Here is a 16,865-nt window from a genome sequence, read left to right on the forward strand (position 1 = left end):
CTTATTCTTCGTCCGCAAACCATGGTGCCCGGGCAGTCATGATCAGTGCTGCTGCTTTTTCATCATCCAGCTCTTCAATATCGAGCAGATCTTCAACAGCCTGTTCTGCCAGGTCTTCCATGGTTACAATGCCCTTGCTTGCCAGTACAAACGCCAGATGACGCTCCATACCTTCCATTTCAAGCAAGTCCTGAGCTGGCTCTGCACTTTCCAGCTTTTCTTCGCTAGCCAGTTCCAGATTCAGCAGGGCATCTTTAGCGCGGTTACGCAGCTCTTCAACGATTTCTTCATCAAAACCATCAATTTCAAGCATTTCGTCGACCGGTACATAGGCAACTTCTTCAAGAGAAGTGAAGCCTTCGTCGATCAGAACCTCTGCGATGTCATCATCAACATCTAAATGCTTGGTGAAGGTTTCCAGTATTGAACCAACTTCAGACTGCTGCTTTTCAGCCGCTTCATCTTCAGTCATTACATTCAGTTTCCACTCTGTCAGTTCAGATGCCAGACGTACGTTCTGACCACTGCGACCAATTGCCATTGCCAGATTTTCTTCAGCAACTGCAACATCCATAGAGCGGGTTTCTTCATCCATTACGATGGAAGCTACATCGGCAGGCGACATAGCATTGATAACCAGCTGAGCCGGATTGTCATCCCACAGAATGATATCAACGCGCTCACCGCTCAATTCGTTAGATACAGCCTGTACGCGTGCACCACGCATACCCACACATGCACCTATCGGATCGATTCGGCCATCATTAGTTTTAACTGCGATCTTAGCGCGCGAACCCGGATCACGGGACGCCGCACGAATCTCAATAACTTCTTCTGAAATTTCAGGCACTTCAATGCGGAACAACTCGATCAGCATCTGATTGCTGACCCGACTCATTACCAACTGAGGACCACGGCCTTCTGTGCGAATCTCATGCAAAACAGCACGGATACGATCACCCATACGAAACGCTTCCCGCGGTAACAATTGATCACGCGGCAGTACTGCCTCAGCATTATTACCAAGATCAACAATGATGTTATCGCGGGTAACCTTCTTCACAGAACCGGAAATCAGATCACCGATACGATCGCTGTACAGCGCAACAACCTTAGCGCGCTCAGCTTCACGTACTTTCTGAACAATAACCTGCTTTGCAGTCTGGGCAGCGATACGGCCGAACTTAACAGATTCAACCTGCTCTTCATGAACATCGCCAGGCTGCAGGCTAGTATCAATCTCTTCAACTTCCTGCATATTCAGCTCAGTACCCAACAATGGTACTGCTTCGTTGCTAACCACATCCCAGCGACGGAATGTTTCGTAATCACCGGTTTCACGGTCGATAACAACACGAATTTCCGCTTCTTCGTCGTAACGTTTCTTGGTTGCGGTCGCGAGCGCTAACTCGATGGCTTCAAAGATAACTTCTTTGGAAACATCCTTTTCGTTAGAAACTGCTTCAGCAACCAGGAGAATTTCTTTATTCATGCAACTGCCCCTACCTCAAATTCCAATCCTGCCCGTGGGTTATTTAAACTGCGGTACAATATTTGCCTTCTCGATATGATCGATTGGTAACAAATATTCATCCGCATCTACAACCAGCACGATATCTTCATCTTCGATACCATTCAGGACGCCCTTAAACTTGCGACGGCCATCAAATGGCATCCGTAAACGCAGCTGAACTACATGACCAATGTAATCCTGGTACTGCGATAGTTTGAACAACGGACGATCCATACCTGGTGAGGATACTTCCAGCGTATATTCACCGCTGATTGGATCTTCTACGTCCAGAACACCGCTAATCTGACGACTGACTTGCGCACAGTCATCAACACCAACGCCATTCTCTGAATCGATATAGACACGCAGCATGCTTTGCCGACCCTGCGACAGCATCTCAATGCCCCAAAGCTCCAAACCTAACGCCACTACAGACGGTTCGATCAGGGCTTCTAAAGTACTCATCTTTGCGGACACGCAAAAACCTCAGATTAACTAGTTAAAACCATTAAAAAATGGGTCTTCGACCCATTACTTTCGCGGCTTTCCTGAGCCGCAAGTACGAAAAAGCCCCTAAAAAGGGGCCAATCAGCGTACTAATTGAACGGTATCTAGCGTAATAAAACAGTATTTTATTACGATAAACACCGCGCGAACTGAATTTCTTCAATTCCGTTTTACTTTAGATAAAATTAACTTAAGTAAAACACTCCATACAAAGATCCGTACGAAGCGACAGCACACTGCTGCTTTGGCAGAAAAGATCTAATGTAAACAGATATCTTTTGACTACCAGCAGTTATCACTGCTGTTTTTTGTGGTAGCGGGGGCCAGATTTGAACTGACGACCTTCGGGTTATGAGCCCGACGAGCTACCAGGCTGCTCCACCCCGCATCAAAAAACCGGTGGGTATTATAATCTCACCGCGCCTATTTAGCAATAACAGGACTTTTGAGGACCAGCGCATCAAATCATGCTGCTAACTGGCTATTCGACTGTTGCAGCATCAGATGCTGAACAATGAATTGGTGCCGAAGGCGGGACTTGAACCCGCACGACCATTAGGCCACCACCCCCTCAAGATGGCGTGTCTACCAATTCCACCACTTCGGCTTAAAAACTTTATTCCGCTGGAGGTACGTCTGCATCAGCAGGCGCGACAACCTCTTCCAGCACAGGCAGCTCATCAGCCTGTTGAACTTGCTCAACAACTGCCGCAGAAGGAATACCTGCATCAGTTACTGTGCCAGCTTTTTCTTTCGCATAGACAGCCAGCACAAAACTGGTGACAAACAGACCAACAGCCATTACGCCTGTCATACGACTCAGAAAAGAGCCTGAACCCTGACTACCGAATACAGTCTGAGATGCACCACTACCGAAAGCAGCACCGGCTTCTGCGCCCTTACCCTGTTGCAATAAAACCAGAGCAATAATCGCCGCCGCTAATAAAACATGTACCGCAAGAATCAGAGTTTCCATTTAACTATTCACTCACTTCAGACGCGCTGCGGCAGCACCACAGATCGTCAAAAAATCTTCAGCCTTCAATGAGGCACCACCAACCAGACCGCCATCGATATCCTGTTCAGACAGGAGCTCTGCTGCGTTGCTGGCGTTCATGCTGCCACCATACAGAATTGACACGGAATCTGCGACATCAGCATCGAGTTTTTTCAGCTGTGCGCGAATTGCTGCATGCACTTCCTGAGCCTGCTGAGGCGTCGCGGTTAAACCCGTACCAATTGCCCAGACTGGCTCATAAGCAATTACAGTCTGCGCCATCGCCGCAATCCCTACCCGATCACTAACTGCCGCAATCTGAGCAGCAACAACCGGGAGCGTTTCTGATGCTTCACGCTGTTCCAGCGTTTCACCTACACACAAAACAGGCACGATATCAGCAGCCAGCGCAGCGGCAAATTTCTCTGCCACCTGCATATCTGTTTCTGCAAACAAAGTACGCCGCTCTGAATGACCCAGAAGCACATATTCGCACCCCAGATCTTGCAGCATAGACAAAGCAGTCTCACCAGTGAACGCACCTTTAGGCTGATCACTGACGTTTTGGGCACCGACCTTAATAGCTGAACCTTTCACAAGCTCCGTGGCCTGATCCAGATATACCGCTGGCGGACACACCAACACCTCTACACCATGCGCAATTTCGACCCCTGCAACCAACTGACTCAGCAATTCCCGGTTTGCTTCACGGGTACCGTTCATCTTCCAGTTACCGGCAACGATTGTTTTACGCATATAATTTCCTCTGTGTAAGGCGGCGCACATAGTACCCAGTTTCAAAATAAGTTACAAGATCTTAACATTGCTACAGCAGAATAAGTCTTAGAAGAGACGAATCAGGCAACTGAAACGCCTTATAAATCAACTTAATCAGACCTCGATAGCTGCCTCAACCGCCGCCGCCAGCTCTGCTGTCAATTCCTCAACCCAGACTGCATCATCACCCTCAATCATCACCCTTACCAAAGGCTCGGTACCGGATGGCCGCAACAACACCCGACCACGATCCTGCAGACGCGTTTCAACATCAGCAACTGCTGCCTGAACCGCAGGCAAGCTGACAACATCTATCTTTTCAGCCAAACGAACATTGATCATCGTCTGTGGCATTTTAGTCATTTCACCTTTCAACTCGGCCAGCGACTTATCATTTGCCATCATCGCTTTCAACACCTGTAGCGCCGCCACAATACCATCACCGGTCGTCGTCACGTCGCGACAAACCAGATGCCCGGAAGACTCACCACCTAGCAACCAGCCCTTCTCAGCCAGAGACGCCATTACATAACGATCACCTACATTGGCACGTTCAAATGGAATATCCGCCTGTTGCAAGGCCTGCTCCAGACCGAAGTTAGACATCAACGTGCCAACCACACCGCCATTTAAACGGCCTTCACGGTGCAGCTGCATAGCCATAATAAACAGCAACTCATCGCCATCAACCTGAACACCATTATGATCAGCCATAATCACCCGATCACCATCACCATCCAGTGCAATACCAAGATCTGCCTTGTGCTCAATGACTGCCGCCTGCAAAGCCTCCGTAGAAGTGGCACCACAACCGTCATTGATATTCAGACCGTCCGGGCCAGCACCAATAGTAACGACATCAGCACCCAGCTCACTGAAGACCTGAGGTGCTACGTGATAGGTTGCTCCATTGGCACAGTCAACCACAACCTTGAGACCTTTCAGACTCAAACCGGCATTAACCGTGCCTTTACAGAATTCAATATAACGTCCGGCAGCATCATCGATACGCCGCACTTTACCCAGCTCAGCAGCATCAACAGTTGTTAGCGCCAAGTCTAACTGAGCTTCTATCGCATGCTCGATGTCATCTGACAACTTTGTACCCTGATCAGAAAAAAACTTAATGCCGTTATCATAATAAGGGTTATGCGAGGCACTGATCACAATGCCGGCATTAGCATTAAAGGTTCGGGTCAGATACGCAATCGCCGGCGTCGGCATTGGCCCTAACAGCAACACATCCACACCTGCAGCAGACAGCCCCGCTTCAAGTGCTGACTCAAACATGTAGCCAGAAATACGCGTATCTTTACCAATGATAATTTTACTGCGCCCTTCTCGCGCAAATACCTTTCCCGCAGCCCAGCCAAGCTTCAGCATAAAATCAGGTGTTATAGGTGCAGTACCTACTTTGCCGCGTATGCCATCAGTACCAAAATATCGTTTAGTCATATTAATTCCTTTCTGTTCCTGCACGCCGCTCACCAAAGCAACACGGCCACATTCCCCTTTATTAATCTGGCTTGCGCTCTAACATCACAGCTTCACACATACGCACAACATCTGTTGTTTCCTGCACATCATGTACACGGAAGATCGCGGCTCCTTTCGTGACACCTAAGGCCACTGTTGCCAAACCGCCAGATAACCGCTGATCGACCGGCTTATGCAGCACATGATCAATCATACTTTTACGCGAAGTACCCAGTAATAATGGGCAATCAAGGCGATGTAGTTGCTCCAGCTTGTTCAGCAACCTTAAGTTATGCTCCAAAGTCTTACCAAAACCAAACCCTGGATCAAGAATAATTTTCTGCCGACTTATTCCCGCCACCTCACAAGCTGCTATACGGGCGCTCAGAAATGCTTCTACTTCATCGATCACATCCGCATACGCTGGTGCATCCTGCATCGTTGCCGGACTACCCTGCATATGCATCAAACAAACAGGTAAACCACTTGCTACCGCCGCCTCTAACGCTCCCGCCTTTCCCAGAGCCCGCACATCATTAATTAATCCAGCGCCAAGCGATGCAGCTTCACGAATAACCTCCGGCGAACTGGTATCAACTGAAATTATCGCATCAACCTCACGGTTCAAACGCTCAACAACCGGCAGCACACGGTTCATTTCTTCCTGCAAACCGACCGGTGTAGCACCTGGCCGCGTGGACTCACCACCAATATCAATAAAAGCAGCTCCCTGCTCAACCATCTGCTGAGCACGTTCAATCGCTCGCTGAACCGACAGCTTTTCTGAGGCATACAAAGTACCGCCATCAGAAAACGAATCCGGCGTTACATTCACAATTCCCATCACCTGAGGCCGCGTTAAATCCAACTGACGGGAAGCAAACTGAAACTGACTCAAATTACTCATTATTCATTGTTCCTACTTCAGAACGTAAAAAGGCCAGCACAGAAACGTGCTGACCTTTTAATATTTCACTGCTGGGTATTAATGCAGATTTTGATCTGGTGCATCCGGCTGATCACGCTGCTCATCATCATCACGAGGCATATCATCAGAAGCTTCTTCTTGCTTATCGGAAGCATCAGCACCTGGCGCAGAAGAATCAGACTTAGGCTCATCTTTCTTAGAATCGCTATCACTCCAACCTTCCGGCTCAGAAACTTCTGTACGGGCCATTAATTCATCAATCTGTGAAGAATCAATCGTTTCATACTTCATCAATGCTTGCGTCATTGTCTCAAGGATGTCGCGATTATCTTCAAGCATTTTGTATGCCTTAGCATAACAGTCATCGATAATCGTTCTCGTCGTTGCATCAATTTTCTGCTGCAATTCTTCAGAAATCGGCTTACTACCCTGACCATAACCACGGTTAAACGGATCAGATTCTTCTTCATCGTACAGCAATGGCCCCAGCTCTTCACTCAGACCCCAGCGCGTAACCATATTACGGGCAATGCTTGTAGCACGCTGAATATCATTGGACGCACCAGTGGTCACACCGTCTTTACCCAAGGTCATTTCTTCAGCAATACGGCCGCCATACAAACTGCAGATATTTGCCATCAGCATTTTACGGCTGTGACTATAGCGGTCTTCTTCCGGCAGGAACATAGTCACACCCAGCGCACGGCCACGTGGAATAATAGAAACCTTATACACAGGGTCATGCTCAGGCAGTAAGCGACCAACAATCGCGTGACCTGATTCATGGTACGCCGTATTCAGACGCTCCTCATAAGACATAACCATCGATTTACGCTCAGCGCCCATCATGATTTTATCTTTCGCTTTTTCAAACTGATCCATACCAACAGTGCGCTTGCTGGCACGCGCAGCAAACAGAGCCGCTTCGTTAACCAGGTTAGCCAGATCTGCACCAGAGAAGCCAGGCGTACCACGAGCAATTAGCTCAGGCTTAACATCATCACCCAGAGGAACCTTACGCATGTGTACTTTGAGAATCTGTTCACGACCACGGATATCCGGCAGCCCTACATGCACCTGACGGTCAAAACGACCTGGTCGTAACAACGCAGGGTCAAGAACGTCAGGACGGTTAGTCGCTGCAATTACGATAACACCTTCCGTACCTTCAAAGCCGTCCATTTCAACCAGCAACTGATTCAGAGTCTGTTCACGCTCATCATTACCACCACCCATGCCAACACCACGGTGTCGACCTACCGCATCGATCTCATCAATAAAGATGATACATGGCGCATTCTTCTTAGCCTGTTCGAACATGTCACGCACCCGGGATGCACCAACACCTACGAACATTTCGACAAAGTCAGAACCTGAGATTGTAAAGAACGGCACCTTAGCTTCACCGGCAATTGCCTTAGCTAACAGAGTTTTACCTGTACCAGGGTTACCCGCCATCAAAACACCGCGAGGGATATGGCCACCCAAACGCTGGAATTTACCGGGATCACGTAAGTAATCAACCAGCTCCTTCACTTCCTCTTTGGCTTCTTCTACACCAGCCACGTCATCAAAAGTTGTTTTAATCTGATCTTCACTCATCATCCGCGCTTTGGACTTACCAAAAGACATCGGGCCGCCTTTACCGCCGCCTCCGCCCTGCATTTGACGCATGAAGAACATAAACACAGCAATAATTACCAGGATAGGGAAGCTAGCAACCAGCAACTGCGTCCAAACGCTTTGCTTCTCAGGCTGCTTACCTTCGATAACTACATTGTGATTATAAAGATCATCAACTAACTTCGGATCCTGCAATGCAGGACGCACAGTCTGAAAACGTTCACCATTCTTACGGAAACCTTCGATGGTATAACCCTCGATGATTACCTTACTGACCCGATCGTCCTTCACTTCTGTAATGAATTCCGAATAATTTAGCGACTGCGTACTGGTTTCACCGCTAAAATTATTAAAAACTGTCAGCAGTACTGCCGCGATTACCAGCCACAGTACTAAATTTTTTGCCATATCGTTCAAAGGATGACCCTCTGTTTGCTACTTAACTTTGTGTCTTAAAACCCAAGCCTGCAAAAACTACAGTACTTCACAGGCTTTGACCATATTTACGGCCGGAAATTACGCCCAACCATATAAACTTCACGGGAACGCGCCCGAGAGGCGTCCGGCTTACGAGTATAAACCTTAGTAAAACTACTTTTTACATCCTGCATATAGTCATCAAAGCCTTCACCCTGAAAAACCTTGGCAATAAAATCACCACCGGGACGTAAAGTTGTCCGTGCCAGATCCAGCGCCAACTCAACAAGGTACATAGCTGCCGGCTGATCTATTGCGGACATACCACTCATATTGGGGGCCATATCCGAAATTACAAGGTCTGACAGCTCATCTCCCAGAGTTTGCAGAATCTCATTCAATACAGACTCCTCCGTAAAGTCCCCCTGAATAAACTGCACACCGGGCAAATTGTCCATCGGCAATATGTCTGATGCGACGACCCGACCATTATCACCGACAAGCTCCGCAGCCACCTGAGACCAGCCACCAGGCGCAGCCCCAAGGTCTACGACAGTCATACCAGGTCGGATCAGTTTATCTTTCTGGTTTAGTTCCAACAACTTATAGCTGGCACGAGAACGATAACCATCTTCTTTGGACTTTTTTACATACTGATCGTCGAAGTGTTCTTGCAGCCAACGACCACTGCTTTTTGATCTGGACAAATTAACCTACCGATTGAATATCAGCCAACGCTACTCTGGAAGGCTTAAGTGAGGTAAAATTGCGGCTAAATTTGCAGCACTTACAAGTCAACCTGTAAACCCGCCTGCAATCCCCATCATTTTAAAGGCCAAGTATTTTAGTATGAGCTTAACCACAGCGCAAAAGAAGCAGTTCCGTAGCATAGGCCACGGCCTGAATCCGATCATTACCGTTGCCGGGAATGGCCTCAACGAAAACATTCTGCTTGAAGCAGACCGCGCCCTGGAAGATCATGAACTGATCAAGGTTAAATTCGTTGTTGGCGATCGCACCGTCAAAAAAGCTCTAATCAAAGAAATGAGCCAGATTGTCGAAGCGCAAATCGTTCAGGAAATCGGCAACATTGCACTACTATACCGTGCAGCGCAAAACCCGAACCCTAAATTGTCAAACCTGCTGCGCTAAATACTATGACAGCAAACAGTTAAATCTGCTGCTTAAAAAGCTAAGCAGATAAAAAGAAACCGCCAAATGGCGGTTTCTTCGTTTCTGATACACAGAAATACTTATACGTGATGCACTTGGTCAATTTCATATTCAACAGCGCCACCCGGCGTGTTAACGACAACCACATCACCTTCTTCTTTGCCTATCAGGGCACGGGCAATTGGAGAACCAACAGAAATCTTACGATTTTTGATGTCGGCCTCATCCTCACCCACAATCTGATAACTGACAGTATCGTCAGTATCCAGATTGACGATATCCACAGTTGTACCGAAGATAACTTTGCCGCTATGAGGAATCTGAGTTACATCAATTACCTGAACAGCACCAAGCTTACCTTCCAGATCCTGAATCCGCCCCTCAATGAAACCCTGCTGCTCACGCGCAGCATGGTATTCAGCATTTTCTTTCAAATCACCGTGCTCGCGAGCATCCGCAATTGCGGCAATAACCGTCGGACGCTGAACAGTCTTCAGGTCATCAAGCTCTTCGCGTAGGGCCTTTTCACCCTGCACTGTCATTGGAAATTTTTGCATATCAAGTCTCTCTTATAACTTAGTGCAGATCCTGCAAACGGCGTACAACCTTCTCTTCACCGTATTGCATAGCCATGATCATCGCTTCAGCGCCAGCCAGAGTAGTAGTGTAAGGCACCTTGTGCTGCAGAGCAGAACGACGGATCTCAGCAGAGTCCGCAATCGCTTTACGGCCTTCAGTCGTGTTAATGGCATAAGCAATCTCGTCGTTCTTCAACATATCAACAATGTTCGGACGACCTTCCATTACCTTATTCACCAAACCAACTTCGATACCTGCATCGGTCAACAGTGTCGCGGTACCGCTGGTTGCTACCAGCGAGAAACCCAGATCCTGCAGATCACGCGCTAACTGCAACGCACCCTGCTTATCAACATCACGCACTGAAATGAAAGCCTTACCCTTAACAGGCATCTTTTCACCAGCACCACGAACAGCTTTCATGAAAGCTTCGCCAAAGGTCTCACCAACACCCATCACTTCACCGGTGGACTTCATTTCCGGGCTCAGAATAGGGTCAACACCCTGGAATTTGTTGAACGGGAAAACAGCTTCTTTCACGTTGAACATTTCAGGTACGATTTCTTCAGTAAAACCAAGCTCGCTCAGTTTCTTACCAGTCATAACCAACGCAGCGATTTTCGCCAGCGAAACACCGATACACTTAGATACGAAAGGCACAGTACGGGAAGCACGCGGGTTCACTTCAATTACGTAGATTTCACCGTCCTGGTAAGCCAGCTGAACGTTCATCAGACCAACCACACCCAGTTCCAGCGCCATCTTCTTAACCTGATCACGCATCTGATCCTGTACATCAGCAGGCAAACTGTACGGTGGCAGAGAACATGCAGAGTCACCTGAGTGAACACCCGCTTGCTCGATATGTTGCATGATCGCACCGATCACAACCGTTTCGCCATCGCAGATCGCGTCGATATCGACTTCAACCGCAGCATTCAAGAAGTGATCCAGCAATACAGGTGCATCATGAGATACCTGTACAGCAGTATTCATGTACTGACGCAATTCAGATTCGTTATAAACGATTTCCATCGCACGCCCACCCAGTACGTACGAAGGACGCACAACCAGCGGGTAATCCAGTTTAGCTGCTTCGATGATCGCCTGCTCCTGACTACGCACAGTCGCGTTTTCAGGCTGCTTCAGACCCAGACGCTTCAGCATCTGCTGGAACTGCTCACGGTCTTCAGCACGGTCAATCGCCTCAGGAGATGTACCAATGATAGGCACACCCGCCTGTTCCAGCGCTAACGCTAACTTCAGAGGTGTCTGACCACCGTACTGCACGATCACGCCTTTAGGCTGTTCAACATGCACAATTTCCAATACATCTTCCAGCGTAATCGGCTCGAAGTATAAGCGGTCAGATGTATCATAATCTGTTGAAACAGTTTCAGGGTTACAGTTAACCATGATCGTTTCAAAACCGGCATCACGTGCCGCCAGCGCAGCATGTACACAGCAGTAATCAAATTCAATGCCCTGACCAATACGGTTCGGACCACCACCAATAACCATGATTTTGTCACGATTTGACGGCTTAGACTCACACTCTTCTTCGTAAGTGGAGTACATGTAAGCGGTATCTGTCGCGAATTCAGCGGCGCAAGTATCAACCCGCTTAAAGACCGGACGAATATCAAAGCTATGGCGCTGTTTACGCAACTGCTTCTCACTCACACCCAGCAAAGTTGCCAGACGGGCATCAGAGAAACCTTTACGCTTCAGGCGATACAGCGTGTCTTTGTTTAGCTCAGACAACGCCATTTCAGAAACACGTGTTTCTTCTTTAATCAGGTCTTCGATCTGAACCAGGAACCACGGGTCAATGCCGGATAGCTCATACAGCTCTTCCATAGACATACCCAGACGCATAGCATCTGCCAGGTACCAGATTCGCTCAGCACCAGGCTGCTTCATCTCACGAATAATATCGGAACGCACATCTTCGTCGTCCAGATTAACGATAGGATCAAGACCGGTTGCACCAACTTCCAGACCGCGTAGCGCTTTCTGCAGAGACTCCTGCTGAGTACGGCCAATCGCCATTACTTCACCAACAGACTTCATCTGAGTTGTCAAACGGTCGTTAGCCTGCGGGAACTTCTCAAAAGTAAAGCGAGGAATCTTAGTAACAACGTAATCGATTGCCGGCTCAAAAGATGCTGGAGTCGCACCGCCAGTAATATCGTTCTGCAACTCATCCAGGGTGTAACCAATCGCCAGCTTTGCAGCAACTTTAGCAATTGGGAAACCAGTTGCTTTAGATGCCAGCGCAGAAGAACGGGATACCCGCGGGTTCATTTCGATAACAACCATACGGCCAGTCTTCGGACACATACCGAACTGTACGTTAGAACCACCTGTTTCTACGCCGATTTCACGCAGTACTGCCAGGGAGGCATTACGCATGATCTGATATTCTTTATCAGTCAAAGTCTGTGCCGGTGCAACAGTGATGGAATCACCGGTATGTACACCCATTGCATCGAAGTTCTCGATCGCACAGATAATGATGCAGTTGTCGTTTTTGTCACGGACAACTTCCATCTCGTATTCTTTCCAGCCGATCAGCGACTCATCGATCAGCAGTTCGCTGGTCGGAGACAGATCAAGACCACGCTCGCAGATTTCAACAAATTCTTCTTTGTTGTATGCGATACCACCACCAGTACCACCCATAGTGAACGATGGACGGATAATACAAGGGAAGCCCAACTGTGCCTGAACCTGAATAGCCTCTTCCATGCTGTGAGCAATCGCAGCACGTGGGCATTCCAGACCAATTGACTTCATCGCCTTATCAAAACGGTTACGGTCTTCAGCTTTATCGATAGTATCGGCATTCGCACCGATCATCTCTACGCCAAACTGCTCCAGCACACCTTCGCGCTCAAGATCCAGCGCACAGTTCAGTGCAGTCTGACCGCCCATGGTCGGCAAAACCGCATCCGGACGTTCTTTCTCGATAATTTTGGCAACAGTCTGCCACTGAATAGGCTCGATGTAAGTCGCATCAGCCATACTTGGATCGGTCATAATGGTGGCTGGGTTAGAGTTCACCAGGATAACGCGATAGCCTTCTTCACGAAGGGCTTTACAGGCTTGAGCACCTGAATAGTCAAACTCACAGGCTTGACCGATAACGATAGGCCCCGCACCGAGGATCAGAACACTTTGTATATCCGTACGTTTAGGCATGTGTAATCAACCGATCTTAAAAAGATTCAACGGGAATTTTACCAGCCGGTAAAACTCTCTTAATTCAAATCCGCCCGGATATACCGGGCGGAAAATATTGCTGCGACGGGAAAATCAGCCCGCCTTATGCTCTGCCATTGCCGCAATAAAGCGATCAAACAGAGGGGCCACATCGTGTGGGCCCGGACTAGCTTCAGGATGCCCCTGGAAGCTAAATGCTACCCGGTCAGTTCTTTCAATTCCCTGCAGGGAACCGTCAAACAGCGACTTATGAGTTGCACGGATGGTTTCAGGCAGAGAATCTTCATCCACTGCAAAACCGTGGTTCTGACTGGTAATCAGCACCTGTGAAGACTTCAAATCCTGCACCGGGTGGTTTGCACCGTGATGACCGAACTTCATCTTCACTGTATTTGCACCGGATGCCAGCGCCAATAGCTGATGACCCAGACAAATACCGAACACAGGTACATCAGTGTCACAGATTTCACCGATAGCCTTAATGGCATAGTCACACGGCTCTGGATCACCAGGACCATTCGACAGAAAAACGCCATCAGGATTCAGCGCCATAACCTCAGCAGCAGATGTCTGAGCAGGCACGACCGTCAAACGACAACCGCGCTCTACCAGCATGCGCAGAATGTTACGCTTCACACCGTAATCGTAAGCAACTACATGGTAAGGCAATTCTTCAGCAGGACGGTCTGAATGACCGTCAACCAGATCCCAGGTAGAAGACGTCCAGTCATAAGCTTCTTCAGTGCTCACAACCTTCGCCAGATCCATACCCTTCAGACCCGGGAACGCTTGCGCTGCAGCCAGTGCATCCGCTTCGCTCAGGTCTTCGCCGGCCATAACACAACCGCCTAAAGAACCTTTTTCACGCAGAATACGCGTCAGACGACGGGTATCGATATCCGCGATACCAACAATATTATTGGCCTTCAGGTAATCATCAAGGTTCTGCTCATTACGCCAGCTGCTTGCCAGCAATGGCAGATCTCGGATTACAAGACCGGCAACCCAGGTTTTAGCGGACTCTTCGTCTTCTTTCGTCGTGCCCACGTTGCCAATATGCGGGTATGTAAGAGTCACAATCTGACGGCAATAGGACGGATCCGTCAGTATCTCCTGATATCCAGTCATAGAAGTGTTAAATACCACTTCGCCCGATGACTGGCCATCCGCGCCAATAGCTACTCCCCGGAAGATACTTCCGTCTTCAAGGGCCAGAATGGCTGGTCTTGTCAAATCAACCTCCCCGCTTAGAGCGCATCTAAACAGAATCAATAACTTATAATTAGCAGCCGATAAGTTGCAAAAAAGCGAGACAGAACAAAAGTCCGTCTCGCTTTCTCAATAATTCGACTGGTGCATTTACTATATGCAAAACGGCCGTATTTTAGTCCATTACCCAGCCACTGTCTATGGCCATCCTTCATCCTTAAACAGCAATAACCATTCATAAGTATATTCACCACTCTGAGGAAGCACCTTATCCCCTGTCATCGTTTCGTCATACGTAAAGCATTTAATAGCGGCGATTTTTAAGGATGTAATTCGCTCTTACACCTGCAATCCGGAAACGAAGACAATGAAAATATCCAACATCAACCGCCTGACCACTGCTGCTTTATTACTGATCGTCAGCATCTTGGCCATGGCGATGACCTGGTCACTCTCTGAACTCAACCAGAATTTCAATGCCACTCGTCAATATACTGACCTGCAACAGCATATAACCAACACCATCAGCCGTCCGGTACTGACTTATCTTAGGCTAGCTGATGCAACATTGCTTACCGATATCGATAACAGCATCAATGCACTTAACGATGAGACATCACCACTTCAAACTCTTCCACAAAAATCACGTGAACAGCTACACACACAACTGCAAAACTTGCAGTCCACTGCTCTTTTTGAATTACGCGAAGCTGGAAAGCTAAAAAACCCGCAATCATTGCTCATAAATGCGGAAAGCGAAATACTCGCCAGCCTCAGCCAACTCACCGATTACACAAAGCAGGCACCCACAAACAAAATCCAACTTGCCAACCGTTACCAACAGCAAACTGAACTTCTATTATTACAACTACCAACACTCAGCCAAAGCCGGGAGCGCTATTTCTACAGCGAAAACAGAAACAGAAGCAACCTGCAGCTCACGCTCAACCAGCTCACCCAACAACTGGAAACGCTACGTAATCTGCCACGCCTTAACATATTCGCAGAAGCCGAAGAGGATGACCTGCAATCACTGCTGGGATTCGAAACAGAAACAAGCAGCGATACCAATAAGGAAGAACTCGGCGACACATACATAGATGAAACAGCCAGCTTGCTGCGCCGTTACCTGAAAGATCTGAACAATATTGAAAACATATACACAACCAAAGCCTCCGCCAGCAACAATAGCCTGCAACAGATCACTGCCCTGGAAACCACCCTGCAACACCTGAAGGAATATGCCGATCAGCAATACCAGGCGACAGAAGATAACGTATACATACTGTTAGTTTGTTGCGTATCACTGATAACCCTCGTCGCCATCCTGATGAGTACAGTTAACACCTTACTTAGCAAAACACTCCGCAACACCAGCATTAACATTGAACAATTGGCCAATGGTAACCTTTCACTGCTTACTTCCGAGAAAAGCAGCATTAACGAGGTCAATACACTTAACAATGCCAGCCACCAGCTCACTAATTACCTACAGCAACTGATCGCCCAGCTAGACCAACAAAGCATCAGCCTGGGACAGCTCGGCAAAGACCTCAACAACAGTGCCAGCTCGCTAGATGATGTCGTCGCGGCACAGCAATCTGCTACCCGTGAGGTCGCCGACGAAGTTGCCAAGCTCCGCCAGTCAAATACTGAAGTTGTGCGAAACGCCATTCATACTTCTGACTCCACACAACAGGCAATCAAACTCAGTATCAATGGCGTTAATCAGATGAATAACACCCAAGAAAGCATTCTCAGCCTGGTATCCGAAACGAAGGCAACCCACAAGACATTCCAGGCATTAAAAGAAGACGGAAAAAACATCGGCACTGCACTGAGTGTCATTCAAAAACTCGCCGACCAAACCAACTTACTAGCCCTCAACGCTGCTATTGAAGCTGCCAGAGCCGGCGAGCAAGGCAGAGGTTTTGCTGTAGTTGCCGACGAAGTCAGAGGCCTAGCCAGTAACACTACAACCGCTGCCGAGCAGATTAATGCCATTATTCTCAAGCTAAACGGCGCAATTGATCAGTCTTCCAACCGTATTGAACACCAGCAGAGCATCGTTCAGCACACTGTCTCACTCGCTGATAACGCCAAACAAAACATTGACGATATCCGTAATGCTATCGATGACATCAATCAGATGAATGGCGTTATCGCCGCTTCCGCTGAAGACCAGTCGAATATGACCCACCACATAGCCAACATTATTCAGTCAACTGTTGAGCAATCCAATCGCGCCGCTCAGGAATCAGACAACAATCAGCAATATGCCAGCAACGTTAAAAACATCAGTAACGACTTACTCAGCCTGCTAGCTAACTTCTCAGAGAACAAAACAAGCCGAGACAGATAAGACCCACAAAAAAGCCCTGATACCAAAAAGCATCAGGGCTTCAAAACCTAATTGTATAACCTAACGCTTACTCAGCACT

13 protein-coding genes and 2 tRNA genes are annotated in these 16,865 nt (G+C 48.1%); 2 read left to right on the forward strand and 13 right to left on the reverse strand.

What is annotated here, in order from left to right; genetic code table 11:
• Position 1 precedes the first annotated feature (1 nt).
• The 10 genes from nusA to rlmE form a co-directional block, all read right to left on the reverse strand.
• Positions 2–1,492 (reverse strand): transcription termination factor NusA, encoded by a 1,491-nt coding sequence (gene nusA / locus OCU49_RS21060; protein WP_261842504.1) that lies wholly within the window; start codon positions 1,490–1,492, stop codon positions 2–4.
• Positions 1,493–1,531: 39 nt separating this feature from the next.
• Positions 1,532–1,990 (reverse strand): ribosome maturation factor RimP, encoded by a 459-nt coding sequence (rimP, locus tag OCU49_RS21065; RefSeq protein ID WP_261842505.1) that lies wholly within the window; start codon positions 1,988–1,990, stop codon positions 1,532–1,534.
• Positions 1,991–2,331: 341 nt separating this feature from the next.
• Positions 2,332–2,408 (reverse strand) — tRNA-Met (locus OCU49_RS21070).
• A gap of 132 nt (positions 2,409–2,540) precedes the next feature.
• A tRNA-Leu gene (locus OCU49_RS21075) sits at positions 2,541–2,627 on the reverse strand.
• Between the two features lie 9 nt (positions 2,628–2,636).
• Positions 2,637–2,996: a preprotein translocase subunit SecG gene (gene secG, locus OCU49_RS21080; protein ID WP_261842506.1), complete on the reverse strand. Its 360-nt coding sequence runs from the start codon at positions 2,994–2,996 to the stop codon at positions 2,637–2,639.
• A gap of 12 nt (positions 2,997–3,008) precedes the next feature.
• Positions 3,009–3,773: a triose-phosphate isomerase gene (gene tpiA / locus OCU49_RS21085; RefSeq protein ID WP_261842507.1), complete on the reverse strand. Its 765-nt coding sequence runs from the start codon at positions 3,771–3,773 to the stop codon at positions 3,009–3,011.
• 135 nt (positions 3,774–3,908) lie between these two features.
• Complete coding sequence (gene glmM, locus OCU49_RS21090) at positions 3,909–5,249, reverse strand: phosphoglucosamine mutase (protein ID WP_261842508.1); 1,341 nt, start codon at positions 5,247–5,249, stop codon at positions 3,909–3,911.
• Between the two features lie 61 nt (positions 5,250–5,310).
• A complete protein-coding gene (gene folP, locus OCU49_RS21095; protein ID WP_261842509.1) occupies positions 5,311–6,177 on the reverse strand; it encodes a dihydropteroate synthase in 867 nt (288 codons plus the stop codon).
• 78 nt (positions 6,178–6,255) lie between these two features.
• Complete coding sequence (gene ftsH, locus OCU49_RS21100) at positions 6,256–8,229, reverse strand: ATP-dependent zinc metalloprotease FtsH (protein ID WP_261845274.1); 1,974 nt, start codon at positions 8,227–8,229, stop codon at positions 6,256–6,258.
• Positions 8,230–8,324: 95 nt separating this feature from the next.
• Positions 8,325–8,945, reverse strand: a complete 621-nt coding sequence (gene rlmE, locus OCU49_RS21105) for a 23S rRNA (uridine(2552)-2'-O)-methyltransferase RlmE (RefSeq protein ID WP_261842510.1) — start codon at positions 8,943–8,945, stop codon at positions 8,325–8,327.
• A 142-nt stretch (positions 8,946–9,087) separates the two neighbouring features.
• Between rlmE and OCU49_RS21110 the strand changes: the two genes are divergently transcribed.
• Positions 9,088–9,390 (forward strand): YhbY family RNA-binding protein, encoded by a 303-nt coding sequence (locus tag OCU49_RS21110; protein WP_261842511.1) that lies wholly within the window; start codon positions 9,088–9,090, stop codon positions 9,388–9,390.
• 101 nt (positions 9,391–9,491) lie between these two features.
• Here the strand turns inward: OCU49_RS21110 and greA are convergent, their stop codons facing one another.
• The 3 genes from greA to carA form a co-directional block, all read right to left on the reverse strand.
• Positions 9,492–9,968: a transcription elongation factor GreA gene (greA, locus tag OCU49_RS21115; RefSeq protein ID WP_261842512.1), complete on the reverse strand. Its 477-nt coding sequence runs from the start codon at positions 9,966–9,968 to the stop codon at positions 9,492–9,494.
• Between the two features lie 19 nt (positions 9,969–9,987).
• Positions 9,988–13,194: a carbamoyl-phosphate synthase large subunit gene (gene carB / locus OCU49_RS21120; protein ID WP_261842513.1), complete on the reverse strand. Its 3,207-nt coding sequence runs from the start codon at positions 13,192–13,194 to the stop codon at positions 9,988–9,990.
• Between the two features lie 114 nt (positions 13,195–13,308).
• Positions 13,309–14,448: a glutamine-hydrolyzing carbamoyl-phosphate synthase small subunit gene (gene carA, locus OCU49_RS21125; RefSeq protein ID WP_261842514.1), complete on the reverse strand. Its 1,140-nt coding sequence runs from the start codon at positions 14,446–14,448 to the stop codon at positions 13,309–13,311.
• 343 nt (positions 14,449–14,791) lie between these two features.
• Here carA and OCU49_RS21130 point away from each other — a divergent pair, with 343 nt between their 5' ends.
• Entirely contained in the window at positions 14,792–16,786 is a 1,995-nt protein-coding gene (locus OCU49_RS21130) for a methyl-accepting chemotaxis protein (protein WP_261842515.1), read from the forward strand.
• The last annotated feature ends 79 nt before the right edge of the window (positions 16,787–16,865 follow it).

Origin of the sequence: Aliamphritea ceti, from assembly GCF_024347215.1 — a bacterium.
Classification (GTDB): domain Bacteria; phylum Pseudomonadota; class Gammaproteobacteria; order Pseudomonadales; family Balneatricaceae; genus Amphritea; species Amphritea ceti.